The sequence below is a fragment of the Ensifer soli genome (genome assembly GCF_041928815.1).
GTDB lineage: Bacteria > Pseudomonadota > Alphaproteobacteria > Rhizobiales > Rhizobiaceae > JBHFEI01.
Map to the genome: position 1 here is coordinate 402,388 of NZ_JBHFEI010000002.1, position 19,245 is coordinate 421,632.

Below are 19,245 nucleotides of genomic sequence, written 5' to 3' on the forward strand. Positions count from 1 at the left end.
TCAGTCGCTGCCGGCGGGGAGCGTCCGGTAATAGGGCGCGAGAGCCGGAAGATGGGCGGCGAGCGCGGCAAGGCGTGTGTCGCCTGCTGCGAGCGTTCCCGAGAACCTCTCCGCCACCACCGCCTGGTGCAGGGCGACGGCTTCGGCCGGAGGATCGCTGAGCACCGTGTAGACCGGCACGGCGATGGTCTTGCCCTTGACCGTAACGCGGTCGAGTTCGAAAGCCACGAGCGGTGCCGAGAGGGCGCGCGCCGTCGCCTCGCCGATCAGAAGCGGCACGCCATAGGCTTTCGACTGGCCTTCGAGCCTTGCGGCGAGGTTGACCGTGTCGCCGAGCACGGAATAGTCGAAGCGCTGCAGCGACCCCATGTTGCCGACGACGCAGTCGCCCGTGTTGATGCCGACGCCGATCGCCAGCGCCACCGGCGCCGCGCCGGCTTCCGTCGCCTCGGCCTTGAGCGCATCGTTCAGCCGCTCGATCGCGGCCAGCATGTCGAGCGCGGCGAGGACGGCGTTCTGTGCATGGTCCGGATCGTCGAGCGGCGCGTTCCAGAAGGCCATGATGCAGTCGCCGATATATTTGTCGATCGTGCCGCCATGGCGGAGCACGACCTCGGAGAGCGGCGTCAGCAGCCGGTTCATCAGCGTCGTCAGCTGCTCGGGGTCGTCCTTCAGCCGCTCGGAGATCGTCGTGAAGCCGCGCACGTCGCTGAAAAGGATGGACAGCGTGCGCCGCTCGCCGCCGAGCTTCAGCCTTGAGGGATCGCTCGCCAGCCGCTCGACCAGCGCCGGCGAGAGATATTGCGAAAAGGCACGGGTGATCTGCCGGCGCGAGCGGCGCTCGCCGGCATAGTCGAAGGCGGCCTGGCCGGCGATGACGGCGAGAAAGGCGACACTGCCGCCGACCGGCGAGACGAAGACCCGGCCGAAGCGGAGCGTTGCCCAGGCCGCGAGCACGATCAGGATGAGAGCGGCCAGCGCGACCAGCGGCGTCTTCCAGCCGATTCCCCCGAAAACGGACGCCGCGGCGGCCAGCGCGGCGATGACGATCACTGCGACGGCGGTCGCGGGCCCTGCCCGGTGGACGGCGAGGTCGCGGGTAAGGTTGTCGTAGATCGCGGCATGGACCTCGACGCCCGCCACCAGGCGGCCCGTCCTTAGGGTGAAGGAGGTCGGAAAGGCATCCGCGCCGCCGGCATCGAGCGTCGGGGCCGCCTGGAGGCTGAAGCCGACCATCACGACGCGGTCACGGAAAAAACCCTCCGGCAGCATGCGGCGCGCGTCGAGCGCCTGGTAGTAGGAGACGGTCTGGAAGGTGCGGGCGGGACCCATCGTCTGGATCAGCATGTCCTCGCGCGGCGGGGCGGCGTCGCGTCCGGCCGCCGCCGCGAGGCTTCGGGCGAAGCCGTCCTCGCGGGCGGGCAGGGCACGCAGCGTGCCGTCGCCGTCGAGCGCGACCGAGGCGATGCCGGCGCGGGCGCCGGCGGCGGTGAAGCGCGCCAGCGGCTCGGTGCGCACGAGCTGGTCGGCCTGAGGGGTGGTGATCAGCGTCTCGTCGCCGGCAAGGACCACGTCCGGACCGAGCGCGGCCTCGAGCGCGTCGTCGTTTCCGGGATCGGCGGCGGGTTCGGCGAAGATGATGTCGAGACCGATCGCCCGTGCCCCGGCCGCGCGCACTTCCTCGATCAGCCGGGCATGCAGCGCGCGCGGCCAGGGCCACTGGCTCTGGATGTCGGCGAAGGAGGGCTCGTCGATGGCGACGATCACCGGGCTGCGGCTGTCGGGCGCCGGCGGATCGAGCGTCGACAGAAGGTCGAAGGCGCGCAGGTCGACAAGCGCGACCGGCGCGGTCAACGACAGGGCGGAAAGCGTCAGCGCGACCAGCGCCGACAGGAGCGCGAGCTCGACGCTGCGCCGGCGGCTGCCCCCACCCGGTTTCGCCGACGCCGGCGTCGCCATCAGAAGCGGACCTTGACCGACGCCTTGAAGGCACGGCCCCAGCCGGGGACATTCGGGGCGACCTCGAATTCCTCATCCAGCAGATTGTAGGCCTCAAGGTTGAAGGCGACCGCCTTGTCGAGCGGCTCCCAGGTCAGGGCGGCGTCGAGGGTCCAGTAGCCGCCGAGGCGCGCCGCCGGCGGCGGGACGAGCCCGGTCGTCAGATCGGCGGTTCCCGCCTCGCTCTCGCGCGTACCGGTGTAGTTGGCGGCGAGCTGGGCCTTGAGGTTCGCCTGGCTGACGAAGGTGACGGCGACCTGCCCCGCCCATTCGGGCAGGTAGGGCAGGGGCCTGCCGGAGCCGGCGCTTGCCGGGTCGAGATCTTCCGAGGCCGTGTAGCTCGCCGTGCCCGACAGGCCGAAACCGTGGCCGAGCGCCAGATTGGCGGTGGTGCCGACGCGGTCGATCCGCCCTTCCGCAAGATCGATCGTGTCGGCGCTTAAAGGGATGGCGATCGAGAGGTCGTTCAGCGTCTGGTGCTGGACGTCGACGGCGGTGAACAGCCGGTCGCTCCATTCCGCCTCCCAGCGCAGCGCCAGCGTGTCGGAATAGCCGATCGGCGAAAGCGGGCGCTGGTTGGACTGGATGCCGACGATGCCGATCGGCGACAGCGTGGGCAGGCTGAGGTCGAGGCCCTCGCGCAGATAGGCGGCCCGCAGCCACTGGCCGTCCGCGGGCGCCCAGGCAAGGCCGAGCCGGGGCTCGAGGCGCGAGACATCCGCGTCGCCGCCGAGATAGCCGTAGAACAGGGCTCCTTCCGCCTTGAGCGTCGGCGAGATCTCGTAGAGCGCGTCGGCATAGGCGCGCGCCAATGGGCGGGCATCGGCGTAGCTGTTGGTCTCTTCGATGACGTCGGTGACGGTGCGATCCTGCGTCTTGATGTCGATCGTCCCGCCTTCGATGCCGTAGCGCCAGGTGAGGTCGCCGCTGCCGTAGAGATGGTTGACCGCGGCGATCCGGCTCTTCTGTGCCGCCTGGCTGCCGATCAGGCCCGTCAGGACGCCGTCGGCGGTGATGGCCTCGCCGCTCTGCGCGTCGATGCCGGAATAGAAGAGCGCGGCGTTGACGATGCTGCGATGGTCGAAGCTGTGGCTCCAGCCGATGCCGGCATTGGTGCCCTCGTCGATCTTGTTGCGGTAGTAATTGACCACGGCGCCGCTCGCCGGGTCGAGAAAGGCGAGTTCGAACTGGTCGTCGCTTCGGGCGCGGCTGGCATAGGCGACGACGCGATCGTCGGGCGTCGGGTTCGCCGTCAGGTAGGCGGTGCCGCTCTTGATCTCGGTCTCGGTGGCGAAGGCGCCGAGGATGCCGTTCAGTTCGCGCAGGTCCGGCGTCGATTCCCAGACGAGCTGGCCATAGGCGCTGATCGGGAAGGGCGCGTTGGTGTAGCCCTGAAGCTCGGCCTCGCTGGTCCAGCCCCAGTCGTGGCCGGTGCGCGTGAAGCCGCCGCCGAGCGCGCCCTCGAGGAACGGGCTCTGCACCACCGCCGGCGTCTTCGTCCGTCCCGCCAGCATGTGCGGCTCCAGCATCAGCCCCTGTACGAGGGCCGAGAAGGTCAGGCTGTTCTGGGTGAAGTCGGTGGCGTTTGCGCCGTAGGTGGCGCTGGTGGCGAAGGGATCGACGCTGCCGCGGATCGTCTGGTCGAGATAGCTGCTGCCGGAGAAGGGATTGAAGACGGCGTCGCCGTAATATTGCCCCCAGGCGTCCAGCCCCTGCAGCCGGAAGGCGGCGTTGAGCGAGGAGCCGGCGGCCTGGTTGCCGCTGAGCGCTGCATGGCGGCCGCCCTTGGCGCGCGACCGCTTGAGGAAGGCGCGGGCGCTTGCCATCGCCGTTTCGGAATCATAGGCGTCGATCGCCATGCTGGTGCGAAGGGCCGCGATCGAGGCGTCCTCGGGATCGAGCCGGTCGGCATTGTCGAGCGCCTGGATCGCGGCGACGCGCTCGCGCCGTTCGAAATGCGCCGCCGCCAGCATGGTCTGGCCCGCCGCGACGCCCGGATTGGCGACGGAGCCGGCGAGCAGGTCCTCGAGCGCCTTCTCCCGGTCGCCGACCTGCATGTGGTAGCGGCCGCGCGCGATCAGCGTCAGATCGTAGCCGGGGTCGAGCGCCAGCGCGCGGTCGATCTCCTCCTTGGCCTCCGCCACGCGGTTCTCGTCGAGCAGCAGAATGGCGAGGTTGGCGCGCGAGACGGCGTCCTCCGGCTGCAGTTCGATCGCGCGGCGGAAGGCGCGCTCCGCCTCGCGCGTCGCGTCGAGGCCGGAGAGGATGTGGCCGCGCAGGTCCCAGAGCGTCGTCGAACCCGGCATGATCGCCAGCGCCGCGTCGACATCGGCAAGCGCGCCATCGAGGTCGCCCTCGAAGCTCGAGCGGAAATGGGCGCGCGCCTCGAGGCCCGCGACGTTGCCCGGCTCCAGCGCCATGGAACGGTCGATGCCGGCGCGCGCGGCCTCGCGGTCGCCGAGGAAAAGCGCCAGCTGCGCGCGGGCGGCCGGCAGGGTCGGATCGGAGGGGTATCGCCTTTCCGCCGCCTCGACCCTGGCGAAGGCGGCCGGAATGCCCTCGACCATGCCGGCGATGAAGGCGTCGGCGAAGGCGCCGAAGGGGCCATCCTCCATCCGGGGCGGCGCCTCGCTGCGGTTCGGATCGGCGAGGCTGCGGGAGAAATAGCCGCCATAGGCCGCGATCGCGCGGCGCTTCGCGTCGAGGCGCGGTTCCGCCCGGGCAAAGAGGGTCGCGGCCTCGCCATGGCGCCCTTCCGCGCCGGCGAGGATCGCGCGCACGAGGTCGGCGCGTGCCGCCTCCGAGGCGGACAGGCCGGCGGCCTCGGCGCGCGCAAGAGCCGCTGCGGCGGGCGCGCGGCCGCGCAACTCCAGCGCCGCCTCGGCGAGCGTCAGCCAGTCCGCGCCGCTGCGCCCCGCCTCCGGCAGTGCGCCGATGCGGCTCTCCTCGGCGATCAGGCTCCTTGCCGACAAGGGCGAGGACGGCATCCAGCGATAGACGTCGCGCAGCGACAGATAGAAGAGCATCTGCTCGCGATCCTTCGGATCGGCGATAACGATCTTGCGCGGCGCCTGGCCAATGCCGGCGATCGCACCCTCGCCGCGCCCGACGGTGACGCGGCCCTTTCCGTTGGCGAGTTCCACCGAACCGTCGAGGACGAGAAGAGATGTCTGGCCCTTTGCGTCGACCGAAAGCGTCCAGTCGGTGCCGCGCACGGCCGCGGTCGCCGCCGGCGTATCGATGGTCACGCCGGTGCCGCCGCGTTCGGCCCGCGCCCAGATCGTGCCGCTCTCAAGCGCGAGGCCGCTGTCGCCCGACGTCTCCATCTTCTTGACGATGAGCGAGGTGTTGCGGCCGAGGCGGACCTGGGTGCGGTCGGAAAACAGCACGGCGAGCTGCCCGGTCGCATTGGTGCGCAGCACGTCGCCGGTCGCCAGCGCCTGGTCGAGATCGACATAGCGCCAGCCGTCGACCTCGACGAAACGGATCTCCTCGCCGGCCTTGCGGGCGATCACCGCGCCCGCCCGTTCGCCTCCGCGCGCGACGGGCTCCGCCACTGCCGGATCAAGCGGGAGTGTCGCCGCGCCGGCGACAATCGCCACGGCCATTGGAAATTTCATCGGTCGACCTGCCCGCTGCCTCGCGCCGATCTGTGGATTTCGGCTTGAAAAATGTCAAGCGGTCAGGGCATCTGGGCCGGACTTGCCCTCTTGGATTCGTGCCGGAGGGCGCGGTGCGGCCGGCGTTGCGCAAGACGGGGCGGCGCGCGACTGGCTGAAGGATGTCACGCATGTCGGATTTCGATCTTTCCTCCCCCGAACTCGCCGAGACCGGAGCGTCGGACGGCGACATCGATCGCGACTATTTCGACCATGTGCGCAAGATCAACGACATCTTCTACGACCAGGTGAAGATCAGCGACCAGAAGGCCGCCTACATCTTCACCTTCATCCTCGCCTTCCTGATCAGTTCGGAGGACGTGCGCGGCGTCTTCACCTGGCAGCGCTACACGGACGGGGACGTGGGCGCGATCCTCTGCTCGCTCGCGCTCGGCGCCAGCGCCGTCTATTCGCTGCTCTGCGCCATCATCGTCGTGCTGCCCCGCCGCTTCCCGACCTCGACCTCGCTGTTCTGGGGGACCTGGACGCGCCACCGCGACATCCTCAAGGCGGCGGCCGAGCGGCGCGACCCCGCCTATCTCTTCAACGAGTACCTGCAGAACGCCGACACGCTGGCGGCGATCTCCCGGGCGAAATACCGCTTCGTCACGCTCGCCTTTCGCGGCCTGATCGTGACCGTCCTCGCCTATGTCGCGCTGCTGGTCGCGGTCTAAGGCATCATCAAAGACTTTCGGGCAGAAACGAAGAAAATCAGGCGTCTCCATCTTGTCGCCACCCGCCGCTTCGGGCAATGCTGATGCGCGCGGAAGGAGCAGGGCATGGTGAAGATGACGGCGAAGGGAACGGCGGTGCGCTGCCTCGTCTTCGATCTGGGGGCGGGCAGCGGCCGAGCCGTGCTCTGCCGCTTCGATGGCATCCGGCTCGACTTCGAGGAGATCCACCGCTTTTCCGGCATCGAGCGCCGGCTGCCCGACGGGCCGCACTGGGATATCGCGCGCCTCTTCGCCGAGATCGAGACGGGGCTGGCACGGGCCGCCGAATGCGGCGGTCCGGTCGATGCGATCGGCGTCGACGGCTGGGGGTTGGACTACCTGCTCATCGATCGGCAGGGCCGGCCGCTCGGCGATCCCTTCCATTACCGCCATCCGCGCTCGATGCGGGGCCACGCCGCGTTCCCGATCCCCGAACAGCGGCTCTTCGAGGAGACCGGCGCCCAGTCGCTGCCGCTGAAGACGCTCTACCAGCTTTTAGACGAATGCGCGTCTGCGCCGGAGCGGATCGCACGTGCATCCGCGCTGCTGATGATCGCCGATGCCGTCAACCACCACCTGACCGGCAGCGTCAGCGGGGAGCGCACGCTCGCGCGCACCTCCGGCCTTCTCGATATCCGGACCGGCGAATGGAGCGCGACGCTCCTGGCCGAGGCGGGCCTGCCGGGTCATCTCCTGCCGCCGCTGCTCACGCCCGGAACGGTCTGCGGACCGCTGCGTCCCGCTCTTGCCGATGCGCTTGTCTGGCCGCCCGTGCCGGTCGTGGCGGTGGCCGGCCACGACACGGCGAGCGCGGTCGCAGCACTTCCGCCCGGCCCGGACCGGGCCTTCCTCATCTGCGGCTCGTGGTCGCTGATCGGCGTCGAACGGGTCGCGCCGGTGTTGACGGAGGCGGCGCGGCGCGACGGCTTCGGCAATGAGGGCGGCGTCGAGGACAGGCTCTGCCTGATCCGCAGCCTCAACGGGCTGCATCTTTTGCGCCGGCTTCTCGAGGCGTGGCGGCTGCGCACCGGCGAGGCCGTGGCCTTCGCCGATCTCGCCGGGCGCATCGCGGCGGCGGCAGGCGTCGATCCCACCATCGCCATCGATCCCGCTGATCCGCGTTATTTCGATCCGGACGACATGGCGGCGACGGTCATCGCCGATCTCGAGGAGAGGGGACTTGCGGCCGACGCGGATCTCGGCCGTCTCGCGCTTGCCGTCTATCGCGGCCTTGCCGCCGATGCGGTCGCAGCGTTCGATGCGCTCGAACGCCATCACGGCGCGCCGATCCGGTCGCTGCAGATCTGCGGCGGCGGCGCACATGACGAGGTGCTCTGCGGCATGATCGCCTCGGCGCTTTCGGTTCCCGTGAGCATCGGGCCGGTGGAGGCGAGCGTCTGCGGCAATGCCCTCCTGCAACTGATCGGCATCGGCGCGATCGCCGATCTTGCCGAAGGGCGTGACCTCGTGCAGCGCTCGCTTCCTTTCCGCGACTATGACCCGATGACGCGATCCTGGACGACACGCCCCTATGCTGGCCATTGAACGCAGGCAGAAGATCCTCGCGCGCGTCGACCGTGACGGCAGCGTCACCGTCGCCGACCTCAGCCTGGCCTTCGGCGTCACCGAGGAGACGATCCGGCGCGACCTCCAGGGTCTCGACCGCGAGGGGCTGCTGAGCCGAACCCATGGCGGCGCCGTCGCCCGGGCGCGGGAGACCGAGGACCTGCCTTATCCCTTGCGGCAGACGACCAACATCGCCGCCAAGCGCGCCATCGCCGCCCTCGCGGTCGCCGAGATCGCCGAGGGCGACGCGGTGATGGTCGATTCCTCCTCGACCGCCTACGAGGTCCTGCCGCTCCTCGCCCGCTTCCGCGACCTGACGCTCGTCACCAATTCCGTCCGCATCGTCGCCGAGCCGACCGTCACCGCCCATCCGATCATGTCGGTCGGCGGCGAACTGCGCCGCCAGTCTATGACCTTCGTCGGGCCGCTCGCCACCGGCGCCATCGGCCAGTTCAGCGCCGATGTCGCGCTGATCAGCTGCAAGGCGCTCGCGCGCGACGGCGGCGTGCTCGATGCGAGCCTTGCCGATGCCGAGGTGAAGCGCGCCTTCATCGGCGCGGCGCGCAAGGTGTGCCTGCTCGTCGACGGCGACAAGTTCGGCGGATCGGCGCTGACCCGGGTCTGCGGTCTCGACCGCATCGACGTCGTCCTGACCGACCGCATGCCGGGCGGCGACTGGCCGTCGCTCTTGGCGCGCGCCGGGGCACGTCTGCGGGTGGCCGAAGACGGCGATGTCTGAATTTCTGTTTTTGTTGATTTTTGTCTGATTTCCTGTTATTTCCCGGTCCGAAACAAAAAGGATGGACCATGCAGGATCTCAATGCGCTGCGGGAACTGATCTGCGAACTCGGCCGGCGCGCCTACAAGCGCGAGATGGGCGCCGCCAATGACGGGAACATCTCCGTGCTGCTCGACGACGGCACGCTGCTGTGCACGCCGAGCGGCGTGTCGAAGGGCTTCATGACGCCGGACATGATCTGCCATGTCGACCGCGCGGGCCGGCTCCTCGCCGGGCACCGCTACAAGCCGTCCTCGGAGATGGGCATGCATCTCTGCGTCTACGACCACCGCGACGACGTGCGCGCGGTCGTCCATGCCCATCCGCTCTATGCGACGGTGCATGCGATCTGCGGCAAGCCGCTGACGGCGCAGATCATGCCCGAATCGACGATGTTCCTCGGCGAGGTGCCGCTGACGCCCTACGGCCAGCCGTCCTCTCCGGAACTCGCCGCGTCGATCACGCCCTATCTCGCCCGCCACGATGCGCTGCTCCTCGAGAACCATGGCGCGCTGACCTACGGCCACGACCTGATGAGCGCCTATTTCAAGATGGAAGCGCTCGATTACTACGCCAAGGTCGTCTACCTCGCCGCCGGCTATGGCGGCGCGAAGGAATTCAACGCGGAGCAGATCGAGAAACTGCTCGACGTCCGCCGCCGGCATTTCAACCAGCCGGGCCGCCATCCGTTCATCGATTGAGCGTCCTGCGGAAAATCACGGAAATCCAGGGAGGAGAAACGGCATGTATGGCGGAAAATTCAGGCTGGACGGTCGCATCGCCGTCGTCACCGGCGGCGGGCGCGGCATCGGCCTCTGCTGCGTCGAGGCTTTGGCGGAGCATGGGGCGACGGTTATCATCGCCGATATCGACGCGGCGATCGCCGGGGAAGGCCGGCAGGCGATGCTTTCCAAGGGATACGACACGGCGACGCGCGCGGTGGACGTGACGAAGTCGGCCGAGGTCGATGCGCTGGCCGACTGGGTCGTCGCGACCTATGGCCGGGTCGACATTCTCGTCGCCAATGCCGGCATCGCCCGTTCCGGGGTCGCGGCCGAGGACGTCACCGACGAGCACTGGCTGAACGTCAACGACGTCAACTACAACGGCGTGTTCTGGTGCAACCGCGCCTTCGCCCGTCCCATGCTGAAGGCGGGATCGGGCTCGATCGTCAATATCGGCTCGATGTCTGGGTTGATCTCCAACAGGCCGCAGAAGCAGACCTACTACAATGCTTCGAAGGCGGCGGTGCACCAGATGACCTCGTCGCTCGCCGCCGAATGGGCCGACCGCGGCGTGCGCGTCAATGCGGTGGCGCCGACCTATATCGAGACGGCGATGACCATGTACCGCCACGACAATGACGGCATGATCGACGTCTGGCTGCGCGACACGCCGATGCACCGGCTCGGCAAGCCGGACGAGATCGCCTCGGTCGTGCATTTCCTCGCCAGCGACGCCTCGAGCCTGATGACCGGAACGACGGTCGTCGCCGATGCCGGCTTCACCTGCTGGTAGGTCACGGTTTTTTAAAGGAGAGCGGCAGCGGGCCCGGGCGATGCGCCTCGGGCCCGCATCGTTTTCAGCCGCCAAACCCCGGCGAAAGCCGCGAAACCCTGCCGTCCGTCTTAGGACTTTTGCAACCATATGCACGGCGGCGTTGGTCCAATTTGGCCATTTTACCGAAAGTAAGGAAAGGATGATGTAGACCAAGGCTGCGCGAGGAGCGCTCATGACCCACCGGAAGCCGCGCGGCCCATGCTGAACCAGGCATTGAAACTCATCGACTCCTTCATTCTGAACGCCGCCGTTCTGGAGCGATCGGATCTGAGCGTTGCGCGCAACTTCGTGTTCACGCATCTCTTCGGCCCGTTCCTCGGCCAGGCGATCGTCATCTATCTCTACCGCACGGACCCGGATCCGGGGATCGAATGCTGGACGATCATCGTCTCGATCTGGCTGTTCTGGACGCTTCCCTTCGTTCTGAAGCTCACCAACGACCTGCATCTGAGCGCGATCCTCTCGGTCGAACTGCTGACCTTCACCTCGCTGTTCGGTACCTTCTTCTATGGCGGCGTCAGCTCGCCCTTCCTGCCCTGGCTGATCGTCGCGCTGCTGCTCGGCTTCTTCTACCTGAACGATCGCCCGCTGGTGATCATGGTGCTCTTTGCCTGCAACTTCGCCGGCTTCATCGCCGCCTATCTCGCCTTCGGCTTCCCGGAGATCGTGCCGCTGTCGCGCCTGTCGAGCGTCGGCTGGATCTCGATCCTCTCGGCGACGCTCTACATGTCCTGGATGGCGATCTACTATTCCAACATCATGTCGATGCGCTCCACCGTCGAGCGCGAGACGGAGCTGCATCGCCAGACGGCGGAGAAACTGCGCGAGGCGAAGAAGCGCGCCGAGAGCGCCAACCATTCGAAGTCGATCTTCCTCGCCAAGATGAGCCACGAATTCCGCACGCCGCTGAACGCCGTCATCGGCTACAGCGAACTGCTCCTCGAAATGATCGAGCCCTCGACCGCGACCGCCCAGAAGCAGGAGGACCTGCGCCGCATCAACGCCGCCGGCAAGCACCTCCTGTCGCTGGTGACCGACGTGCTTGATCTGTCGAAGATCGAGTCCGACACGATCGAACTGAAGGCCGAACCGTTCAGCCTCGACGATTTCTGCGAGCAGGTGACGGCGACGATCCAGCCGCTGGTCGAATCGAACAAGAACACGCTCTCCGTGCAGCGCCCGGCGCGGATCGGAACGATGGTCGGCGACCAGACCAAGCTGCGCCAGGTCGTCGTCAATCTCCTGAGCAACGCCGCGAAGTTCACCCGCGAGGGCACGGTGACGCTGATCGTCAAGCGCCAGAAGATCGCCTCGAGCGACTGGATCGAGATGACGGTGCGCGACACCGGGATCGGCATCCCGGCCGACGACCTGCCGCGGCTGTTCCAGGATTTCCAGCAGGTGACGGGCGGAAACGGCGGGAAATACGGCGGAACCGGCCTCGGCCTCGCCATCAGCCAGAAGCTCTGCACGTTGATGGGCGGCGGCATCACCGTGATCAGCGAGCTCGGCAAGGGCTCGAGCTTCACCGTGCGCATTCCCGCCGCCGCGCCGGATGCCGCGCCCGCCACCGACGAACGCTACGCCGCCGATCCATTGTCCACACTCCAGTTTGCAAGCTGAGCCATGACCCTGATGACCCAGACAGCCGAAGATCTGAACATGCTCGCTTCCCCGGGCGCGCAGGAGCGGCCGCGCCTGCTCGTCGTCGACGACATCGGTGACAATCGCTACATCCTCGCCCGGCGCTTCGCGCGGCGCGGCTTCGAGGTGATCGAGGCCGACAACGGCTTCAAGGCGCTCGAACTGATGGAGAACGAGCGTTTCGATGCGGTCCTGCTCGACGTGATGATGCCCGGCATCGATGGCATGGAGGTGCTGACGCGCATCCGGCAGAAATTCTCCCCCGTCGAACTGCCGATCATCATGGTCACCGCCAAGGCGCAGAGCGAGGACATCGTCTCGGCCCTCGATCTCAAGGCGAACGACTATGTGACGAAGCCGGTCGACTTCGCCGTGGCGCTGGCGCGTGTCAACATCCAGATCGAGCGCAAGCACGCCAACGACGCGCTGAAGCGCGCCAACCAGATGCTCGAGGAGCGCGTCAGCGAGCGCACCTCCAAGCTCGTCGAGATCAACCAGAAGCTCAAGGGCGAGATCGAGCAGCGCCAGCGCTCGGAAGCCGAGACGCGCTACCTCGCCTTTCACGACGCGCTGACCGGGCTTGCCAACCGGCTGCTGTTCCGCGAGGACCTGGAGAACGCGCTGGCGCGCCTCAACGGCGTGGCCGAGGAGGTCGCCGTCCTCTTCATCGACCTCGACGGCTTCAAGAGCGTCAACGACACGCTCGGCCACACGATCGGCGATCTGCTGCTGAAGACGGTCGCCGCCGATTTCCGCAACGCGCTGCGGGAGGACGACCGCATCGCCCGTCTCGGCGGCGACGAATTCGCCATCCTGCATCACGGCGCCCGTGGATCCGACAGCGCCATCCGCCTCGCCTCCAAGCTGATCGAGATCGCCAGCCGCCAGCGGGTCATCGAGGGACAGCTGATCACCGTCGGCGCCAGCATCGGCGTCGTCGTCAGCAGCCGCTGCGAGGACGAGCCAGAGGAACTCCTGAAGAATGCCGATCTCGCCATGTACCGGGCGAAATCGGACGGACGCGGCACCTACCGGATCTTCGACCCGGAGATGGACGCCAAGGCGCAGGCGCGCCGCGTGCTCGAACTCGACATGCGCAACGCCTTCGTCCATGGCCAGTACGAGGTTTACTACCAGCCGCTGATCGCGGTGAAGACCAACACCGTCTGCGGCTTCGAGGCGCTGCTGCGCTGGAACCATCCGGATCTGGGCATCATGTCGCCGGCCGACTTCATTCCGGTGGCGGAGGAGACCGGGCTGATCCTCCAGCTCGGCGACTGGGTTCTGCGCCAGGCCTGCATCGAGGCGGCCCGCTGGCCGGACCACATCCGCGTCGCCGTCAACATCTCGCCGATCCAGTTCATGCGCGGCAATGTGACGGGAAGCGTGGTCAGCGCGCTGGCGTCGTCCGGCCTGCAGCCGCACCGCCTCGAGGTGGAGATCACCGAATCGGTCCTCCTCGAGAAGACCGAGAAGAACATGGAGACGCTCGGGCAGCTGCGCGATCTCGGCGTCCGCATCGCGATGGACGACTTCGGCACGGGCTATTCGAGCCTCGGCTATCTCCGCCGCTTCCGCTTCGACAAGATCAAGATCGACCAGTCCTTCATCCGCGACGTGGTGCAGAACCACGAAAGCGAGGCGATCGTGCATGCCATCGCCAATCTCGGCTTCCGCTTCGGCATCGCGACGACGGCGGAGGGGGTCGAGACGCAGGAACAGCTCCTCCATCTCGCCGGCGAGGGCTGTGCCGAGGTCCAGGGCTGGGTGTTCAGCAAGGCGATCCCGGCAAGCCAGATCCCCGACGTCCTCGCGGTCATGTCCGGCGACCAGCTCGGCGAATGGCACTCGGGCATCTTCCCGGCCTCCGTCGACTGACGCGGTCCGCATCGCGCCGCGCCGGAACGCTCCGGCCGGCCTCGGCGGATCAGAATTTCAGGGACACACCGGCGCTGATGACCAGGGGGTCAAGGCGGACGTCGGCCTTGACCGGCGCGCCGCCGAGCGACCCGCTCGAATCCGTGCGCAGATAGGCCTTCTTCACGTCGACGAACAGGCCCCAGTCGTCGGTGATCTTCATGTCGACGCCGGCCTGCACCGTCGCGCCGATCGCCGGATCGACCTTCAGCTTGTTCAGCGCGCCATCCTTGTTGTCGAAGACGAACATGAACATCGGACCGCCGCCGATATAGGGGCGGAACCGGCCGATCTCGTCGAAATGATACTGGGCCGTCAGCGCCGTCGGACCGTAGGTGACGGCGCCGAGCTTTCCTGTCGGCGAGAGCGTGCCCGCGCCGTTGATGTCCACGGTCGGCGGGAAGCCGCCGGTGAAGGAGACGGCGATGTTGTCGGTGAGGAAATAGCCGAGTTCGAAGGCGGCGGTGTAGTGGTTGTCGATCGAGATCGTCCCGCCCGGAACCTTCGCACCCCCCGCCTTCACCTCCGCGCCCTCGTTCAGGATGAGCACGGCCGGACCCGACTTCAGGAACCACCGCTTGTCGTCCTCCGCATGGGCGGAGGTCGCCACCAGCGCGCAGGTGGCCGCAAGGAGAGTGACGATCGAACCGTATTTCACTGCCTGTTCCTCTTCCGTGTGGCTGCCGTGATCCGCTGGCGGCGGGGAGATCCCCGGCCTCGCTCCCGGACGCGGGTTCTGCCGAAACGTGATCGTCACGATGCAACGGAAAAGTGGAAATATGGTTAACGCCGGGTGTAGGCGGTTGCGGCGCGCGATGGCCGAACGAAAACCGCCGGCGCAAAGGGCGCCGGCGGCCTCGGTTTCAGGGGTTTCGGCGGGCGTCAGGCGGCGGCGGTGATCGCCTCGACCGGCGCGTTCAGGTCGTCGAGGTCGAGCCTCGCCTCGTCGAGCGCCTCGCGCATCGCGGCGACCGCGGCGGCGATGTTCGCCTCGCTATGGCCGGCCATCACCTGCATGCGGAAGCGGGCGGCGCCCTTCGCAACGGCGGGGAACTCCACCAGGTTCGACAGCAGGCCGAGGCCCGGCAGGCGGCGGCTGACGAGCCGGGCGAGGCTCTCCGACCCCATCTTGACGGCGACGATCGCCGAGGGGTCGCCATAATAGGAGAGGCCGGCATCGTCGAGCTTCGCGCGCAGCGACAGGATGTTGGTCATCAGCCTGCGCCGAAGATCCGCGCCCTCGTCGGATTCGATGATCTCGAAGGCCTGCAGCACGATCGCGGCCTGGGCCGGCGACAGCGCATTGGAGAAGGTGGCGGAGGGGCTGAAGAAGCGGAGATATTCCTTCAGCGCCCGTGTGCGGCAGGCGACGAAGCCGCCGTTGGAGGCGAATGTCTTCGAGAAGCTGCCCATGACCAGATCGACCTTGCCGATCATGTTCTGGATGCCGATATGGCCGCGGCCGTCCTCGCCGAGGCAACCGAGGTCATGGGCGACGTCGACGACGAGGGTCGCGCCGTATTCGTGGCAGAGTTCCTGCATCGCCGCGATGTCCGGGGTATCGGAGTCCATCGAGAACAGGCCCTCGGTGACGACGAGGATGCCGTTCTCCGTGTCGCGCGCGCGGATCGTCGCGAGCTTCTGCCGGCAGTGCTCGACGTCGAGATGGCGGAACTGGTAGATGTTGCGGGTTGCGGCATTCGCGCCTTCCTGCAGGCAGACATGGGACAGCATGTCCATGACCACGTGGTCGGAGGAGCGGACGAGCCCCTTGATCACGCCGTATCCGGCGGCCCAGCCGGTCGGATAGAGGATCGCCTCCTCCATGCCGAGGAACTCGGCGATGCGATGCTCCAGTTCGACCGACAGGTTCGTGTTGCCGACGAGCGCCGAGGATCCGGCGCTGTGGACGCCGTAGACGCGGATGGTCTCGATCGCCAGTTCGCGGATCGCCGGATGGGCGGACATGCTGAGATAGTCCTGCGAGGCGAAATTCACGCCTTGGATCGGCTGCCCGCGGTCGTCGGCGGCGTGGCACACGGCGCCGGGGCCGGCTTCGGTCGAGCGCGAGAAGGGCCAGAGCCCGTTCGAACGCCGGCTGTTCTGCCAGTCGAAGAACTGGTCGCCGCGCCGCGACAGGTCCGCGCCGCCGGGGACGCGGAAATCGCGCATGCTGCCGCCGAGCGCGGTCTGTATTCTGTGGTTGAAGCTGTCCATCGTCGTATTGCCCCTGTTTGATCCATGCCGTCTTCAGTGTTTTTGCTTTTCGCCTCGGCAGGTTCTCGTTTTCCCGTTTAAAATGGCGTTAAGTTGCATGTGCCGTCCGGGGACATGCTTAAGGACCGCTTAGAAGGATGCCTCGAAAGCAGGAGGATCGGCCTTCCCGATTGCCCGGTTTTCCTGGCGTTTGCGCTGAAGGCAGGTCGGTCTCCGCCCCAACCGGCGCCGTCCGGCGCTCGCGGGAGCCGCCGGTCCGGGGCTTCACGTCGGTTGTACGCGCATCGTGAAACGGGATCGGAACGGCGACAAAGCGGGATGGCGCCTTAGGCATTTGTTAACCATAAACCCATATTCTGCCCTCGGTTTCGGAAGTTCGAGGGGCGTGACGTCATGGCGATCAAACGGCATCTGGTGGGCACGGGCGCGCGGCTTCGGTCGCGGCCGTCGATGGCGTCCTGGCTTGTGGGTGGCGCGCTCCTGATGCTCGGCGCGGCCGGGCCGGCGGCGGCCGGAGAGAGCTTCTCCTGGTCGGGATTCTATGTCGGCGGCGTCGCCGGCTACAACTGGAACGACGACCTGACCTCGGAATACATCACCGCGACCGGCGCGGCGCGCAACGTCACCTTCGCCTACAGCCCGGACGGCATCAGCGGCGGCGTCAAGGCCGGCGTGAACTTCGAGCAGGGCTCCTTCGTCTACGGCCTCGAGGCCGATATCGAGCGCACCAGCATCAAGGGAACCTTCATCGACCGGATCGAGGATCTCGGCCGCGGCGACGATACCTATGACTGGCAGGCCTCGCTGCGGGTGCGCATGGGTCTGGCGATGGACCGGGTGCTGATCTACGGCACCGGCGGCGTCTCCTTCGCGCGGATCGAGAACACCTATACTTTCGTGCCGACCAACACCCGCGAGAGCTTTTCCGACACCCATCGCGGCTGGACCGTCGGCGCGGGCGTCGACTACGCCATCACCGACAACTGGATCGCCGGCTTCGAATACCGCCACACCGAGTTCGACCGGTTCTCCAACGTCTCCACGGTCGCCTTTCCCGGCCTGACGGGCACGCAGGAGCCGAAGTCCGACGCGCTGCGCCTGTCGATCAGCTACAAGTTCTGAAGCAGCGGCGCGGCCTCGCCGGCGACGCTTCGCGCTGGTCCTGATGTGTTAACGCAATCTCAAACGGGGCTGCGCTACAGTCTGCACGTGTTCCGGGTTGTGGAGCGGTGCGGGTGGACATGACGGGCCTGACGATGAAGCTTTCGAATGTTTTGAACCGGCTGGATCATCTGGTCGACTGGTTCATTCCCGCCGAGATCGCCGCCGACAAGGATGCGCGAAAACAGGCGCGGCTGTTCCTGATCAGCCATCTCCTTGGGCCCTTCATCGGCAGCACGGTGCCGATCGCGCTCTACATCTTCGATCCCAATCCGCATTGGGACATCGTCGTGCTCGCCCTGTCGATCATCGGCTTCTGGATCTTCCCGCCGCTGCTGAAGACGTTCGGCCACTACAATCTGCTGGCGCTGGTCTCGATCCAGAACCTGATCTTCTGCATCCTGTGGAGCTGCTACTTCTACGGCGGCGTGACGTCGCCGACGCTGTCCTGGGTGCTGACGATCCCGTTGCTCGCCTTCTTCTATGTCGGCGATTCCGCGCGGCTCCGGCTGATGGTCCTGTCGATGTTCGCGGTCAACCTCGTCGGCTTCTTCTCCCTGTTCTTCTTTCGGCCACCCGAGCCGCACGGCATGCCGCTCGCCGAGATGCAGGCGCTCGGCCTCGTGTCGACGATTGCCGCCGCGCTCTATGTGACGATGATGGCCGTCTACTATGCCAAGGCGCTCGCTTCCCAGGGCGAACTCGAGGCGGTGATGCGCCAGCAGATGGCGACGGCGGTGGACCTCAGGCAGGCGGCGATCGACGCCGAGCGTGCCGGCAAGGCGAAATCCGAGTTCCTCGCCAAGATGAGCCACGAATTGCGCACGCCGCTCAACGCCGTCATCGGCTACAGCCAGATGCTGATGGAGGACGCCGCCGACAGCGGCGACGACGAGGACGTGCCGGATCTCGAGAAGATCCACGCCGCCGGCCATCATTTGCTGAAGCTCGTCAACAATGTGCTCGACCTCTCCAAGATCGAGGCGGGGCACATGGAACTCTACAACGACGACTATGCGGTCGCCGCCGTCGTCTCGACGGCTGTCGAGGGCCTGCGCGCCTTCGCGGCGTCGAACGGCAACGACCTGCGGCTGGAGATCAGTCCCGGGGCCGGAACGATCAACGGAGACGCGCTGAAGATGCAGCATGCCGTCGCCAACATCGTCGAGAATGCGATCAAGTACACCCGGGACGGCATCGTCACCGTCTCCTGCGTCCGGGTGCCGACCGCGGTCGGCGAGGCGATCGAGGTGCGCGTGCGCGACACCGGCATCGGCATCGACGCCAACGACCTGCCCTCGCTGTTCGAGCAGTTCGCCGTCGTCGACGACCAGACCTCGACCAAATATGGCGGGACCGGCGTCGGCCTTGCCCTGACGCGCAAGCTCTGCCGCCTGATGGGCGGCGATGTCGCGGTCGAGAGCAGGCCGGGCGTCGGCAGCTGCTTCACCCTGACGGTCCCGGTCGGCGGCAAGGCGGCGCCGGTCGCCGATCCGCTGGGGCCGCCACGCCCCGACAACGATCTTCGCCTGACCCAGGGCGACCTCCGCCGTCCCGTGGCAAAGACGACCTTCGGCCAGCGCGGCCGGGAAAGGGTGGCCGCCCGTGCCTAAAATCCTGATCGTCGAAGACAACGAGATGAACCGGGACATGCTGACGCGGCGTCTCACCCGCCATGGCTTCGCGGTGGTCGCGGCGGTGGACGGGCCGACGGGCATCGCCATGGCCGTCTCCGAGGCGCCCGACCTCATCCTGATGGACGTGGCGCTCGGCGCGATGGACGGCTGGGAGGCGACGACGATCATCAAGGCCGACCCGCGCACCGCCGCGATCCCGATCATCACGCTGACGGCGCATGCGCTGTCGAGCGACCGGGCGCGCAGCCTCGCCGTCGGCTGCGCCGACTTCGACACCAAGCCCGTCGACATCCAGCGCCTGCTCGGCAAGATCAACGGCTGCCTCGGCCAGCCGGCCGGATGAGCCGCGCCTGACGTACGTTCCGCATTTTCTTCGCCGCCGCCCGCTTCCCGCT

The 19,245-nt window shown here is 67.4% G+C and carries 14 protein-coding genes; 10 read left to right on the forward strand and 4 right to left on the reverse strand.

The features are described from left to right. Nucleotides 1-1,959: a CHASE2 domain-containing protein gene (locus ACEVQ6_RS04550; RefSeq protein WP_374887709.1), complete on the reverse strand. Its 1,959-nt coding sequence runs from the start codon at nt 1,957-1,959 to the stop codon at nt 1-3. Continuing rightward, on the reverse strand, nt 1,959-5,606 hold the full coding sequence (locus tag ACEVQ6_RS04555; RefSeq protein ID WP_374887710.1) for a FecR domain-containing protein: 3,648 nt from the start codon (nt 5,604-5,606) through the stop codon (nt 1,959-1,961). Before ACEVQ6_RS04555 ends, ACEVQ6_RS04550 begins: the two co-directional genes overlap by 1 nt. 182 nt (nt 5,607-5,788) lie before the next feature. Between ACEVQ6_RS04555 and ACEVQ6_RS04560 the strand changes: the two genes are divergently transcribed. From ACEVQ6_RS04560 to ACEVQ6_RS04590, 7 genes are all read left to right on the forward strand, one after another. After that, the gene (locus tag ACEVQ6_RS04560; RefSeq protein WP_374887711.1) at nt 5,789-6,331 is read left to right on the forward strand and encodes a Pycsar system effector family protein; all 543 of its coding nucleotides are present in this window, start codon (nt 5,789-5,791) and stop codon (nt 6,329-6,331) included. Between the two features lie 105 nt (nt 6,332-6,436). Continuing rightward, on the forward strand, nt 6,437-7,915 hold the full coding sequence (locus tag ACEVQ6_RS04565) for a rhamnulokinase (protein ID WP_374887712.1): 1,479 nt from the start codon (nt 6,437-6,439) through the stop codon (nt 7,913-7,915). Then, a complete protein-coding gene (locus ACEVQ6_RS04570; RefSeq protein ID WP_374887713.1) occupies nt 7,902-8,675 on the forward strand; it encodes a DeoR/GlpR family DNA-binding transcription regulator in 774 nt (257 codons plus the stop codon). The genes ACEVQ6_RS04565 and ACEVQ6_RS04570 overlap by 14 nt, the downstream gene beginning before the upstream one ends. Before the next feature lie 68 nt (nt 8,676-8,743). Beyond that, entirely contained in the window at nt 8,744-9,415 is a 672-nt protein-coding gene (locus ACEVQ6_RS04575; RefSeq protein ID WP_374887714.1) for a class II aldolase/adducin family protein, read from the forward strand. A 43-nt stretch (nt 9,416-9,458) separates the two neighbouring features. Then, nucleotides 9,459-10,232 carry an SDR family NAD(P)-dependent oxidoreductase gene (locus tag ACEVQ6_RS04580; protein ID WP_374887715.1) on the forward strand — a complete coding sequence of 258 codons (774 nt, stop codon included), beginning with the start codon at nt 9,459-9,461 and terminating at the stop codon, nt 10,230-10,232. Between the two features lie 240 nt (nt 10,233-10,472). Then, complete coding sequence (locus ACEVQ6_RS04585; RefSeq protein WP_374887716.1) at nt 10,473-11,897, forward strand: sensor histidine kinase; 1,425 nt, start codon at nt 10,473-10,475, stop codon at nt 11,895-11,897. Nucleotides 11,898-11,936: 39 nt separating this feature from the next. Beyond that, on the forward strand, nt 11,937-13,796 hold the full coding sequence (locus tag ACEVQ6_RS04590; RefSeq protein ID WP_374887717.1) for a putative bifunctional diguanylate cyclase/phosphodiesterase: 1,860 nt from the start codon (nt 11,937-11,939) through the stop codon (nt 13,794-13,796). 49 nt (nt 13,797-13,845) lie between these two features. Here ACEVQ6_RS04590 and ACEVQ6_RS04595 read toward each other — a convergent pair whose 3' ends face one another. Together ACEVQ6_RS04595 and ACEVQ6_RS04600 are read right to left on the reverse strand one after the other, a co-directional pair. After that, nucleotides 13,846-14,493 (reverse strand): OmpW/AlkL family protein, encoded by a 648-nt coding sequence (locus tag ACEVQ6_RS04595; RefSeq protein ID WP_374887718.1) that lies wholly within the window; start codon nt 14,491-14,493, stop codon nt 13,846-13,848. A gap of 224 nt (nt 14,494-14,717) precedes the next feature. After that, a complete protein-coding gene (locus ACEVQ6_RS04600; RefSeq protein ID WP_374887719.1) occupies nt 14,718-16,052 on the reverse strand; it encodes an aminotransferase class I/II-fold pyridoxal phosphate-dependent enzyme in 1,335 nt (444 codons plus the stop codon). A gap of 393 nt (nt 16,053-16,445) precedes the next feature. Here ACEVQ6_RS04600 and ACEVQ6_RS04605 point away from each other — a divergent pair, with 393 nt between their 5' ends. The 3 genes from ACEVQ6_RS04605 (at nt 16,446) to ACEVQ6_RS04615 (ending at nt 19,193) form a co-directional block, all read left to right on the forward strand. Continuing rightward, a complete protein-coding gene (locus ACEVQ6_RS04605) occupies nt 16,446-17,174 on the forward strand; it encodes an outer membrane protein (RefSeq protein WP_374887720.1) in 729 nt (242 codons plus the stop codon). 119 nt (nt 17,175-17,293) lie between these two features. Beyond that, complete coding sequence (locus tag ACEVQ6_RS04610; protein WP_374887721.1) at nt 17,294-18,826, forward strand: sensor histidine kinase; 1,533 nt, start codon at nt 17,294-17,296, stop codon at nt 18,824-18,826. Then, on the forward strand, nt 18,819-19,193 hold the full coding sequence (locus tag ACEVQ6_RS04615) for a response regulator (RefSeq protein ID WP_374887722.1): 375 nt from the start codon (nt 18,819-18,821) through the stop codon (nt 19,191-19,193). Before ACEVQ6_RS04610 ends, ACEVQ6_RS04615 begins: the two co-directional genes overlap by 8 nt. Nucleotides 19,194-19,245 lie beyond the last annotated feature (52 nt).

Coding starts and splice junctions, on each gene's coding strand:
- ACEVQ6_RS04590 (WP_374887717.1), top strand. CDS start 11,937: ATGCTCGCTTCCCCGGGCGCGCAGGAGCGGCCGCGCCTGCTCGTCGTC.
- ACEVQ6_RS04580 (WP_374887715.1), top strand. CDS start 9,459: ATGTATGGCGGAAAATTCAGGCTGGACGGTCGCATCGCCGTCGTCACC.
- ACEVQ6_RS04550 (WP_374887709.1), bottom strand. CDS start 1,959: ATGGCGACGCCGGCGTCGGCGAAACCGGGTGGGGGCAGCCGCCGGCGC.
- ACEVQ6_RS04610 (WP_374887721.1), top strand. CDS start 17,294: ATGACGGGCCTGACGATGAAGCTTTCGAATGTTTTGAACCGGCTGGAT.
- ACEVQ6_RS04565 (WP_374887712.1), top strand. CDS start 6,437: ATGGTGAAGATGACGGCGAAGGGAACGGCGGTGCGCTGCCTCGTCTTC.
- ACEVQ6_RS04585 (WP_374887716.1), top strand. CDS start 10,473: ATGCTGAACCAGGCATTGAAACTCATCGACTCCTTCATTCTGAACGCC.
- ACEVQ6_RS04555 (WP_374887710.1), bottom strand. CDS start 5,606: ATGGCCGTGGCGATTGTCGCCGGCGCGGCGACACTCCCGCTTGATCCG.
- ACEVQ6_RS04605 (WP_374887720.1), top strand. CDS start 16,446: ATGGCGATCAAACGGCATCTGGTGGGCACGGGCGCGCGGCTTCGGTCG.
- ACEVQ6_RS04575 (WP_374887714.1), top strand. CDS start 8,744: ATGCAGGATCTCAATGCGCTGCGGGAACTGATCTGCGAACTCGGCCGG.
- ACEVQ6_RS04560 (WP_374887711.1), top strand. CDS start 5,789: ATGTCGGATTTCGATCTTTCCTCCCCCGAACTCGCCGAGACCGGAGCG.
- ACEVQ6_RS04600 (WP_374887719.1), bottom strand. CDS start 16,052: ATGGACAGCTTCAACCACAGAATACAGACCGCGCTCGGCGGCAGCATG.
- ACEVQ6_RS04570 (WP_374887713.1), top strand. CDS start 7,902: ATGCTGGCCATTGAACGCAGGCAGAAGATCCTCGCGCGCGTCGACCGT.